Here is a 784-nt window from a genome sequence, read left to right on the forward strand (position 1 = left end):
CTTCAAAGGCCGTCATTTCCGGGGTGAAATCGTGCTTTGGGCTGTGCGTTGGTACTGCCGCTATGGGGTTAGCTATCGTGACCTGGAAGAGATGATGGCCGAACGGGGTCATCGGGTTGACCACTCTACGATCTATCGCTGGGTTCAACATTATTCCCCCGAGATCGAAAGGCGCATGCGTTGGCAATGGCGGCACCCTCGATCGAATAGCTGGCGAGTGGATGAGACCTATATCAAGGTTCGCGGGAAATGGGCTTATCTCTACCGGGCTGTCGACAAATTCGGGGACACGATCGATTTCTATCTTTCGTCGACGCGCAATACGAAAGCTGCGAAGCGCTTTCTTGGCAAGGCGTTGAAGGGCTTGAAAAGTTGGGAGCAACCGCGCGTGATCAACACCGACAAGGCGCCGACCTATGGCGCTGCGCTGGCTGAACTCAAGCAAGAGGGTAAGTGCGCAAGCGACGTTCAGCACCGTCAGGTCAAGTATCTGAACAACGTCGTTGAGGCTGATCACGGCAAGCTCAAGCAGCTGATCAAACCGGTGCGTGGGTTCAAGACGATGAAGACTGCCTATGCCACGATCAAAGGTTTCGAGGTGATGCGGGCGCTACGAAAAGGTCAGGGACGGGCGTACAATTTGACCCGCGATCCCATTGGTGAGAAGCGCATGATTGAGCGGGCCTTCGGCGTTGGGCCGTGTGTCATGGCTGAAACAATGGCCTGGCTGGAGAAACAGCTCGCAGCATAAATGTGTCTGTCCGAGGCGTAAGTGCGACTTGTG

Annotated in this window: 1 protein-coding gene; it reads left to right on the plus strand. The window is 55.4% G+C overall.

The annotated features are described in order from the left end of the window. Positions 1-751: IS6 family transposase (locus J5Y17_RS19095; RefSeq protein ID WP_219787439.1), on the plus strand; the 751-nt coding region annotated here is incomplete at its 5' end. Positions 752-784 lie beyond the last annotated feature (33 nt).

The organism is Celeribacter sp. PS-C1, assembly GCF_019429625.1.
In the GTDB taxonomy this organism is placed as follows: Bacteria; Pseudomonadota; Alphaproteobacteria; order Rhodobacterales; family Rhodobacteraceae; genus Celeribacter.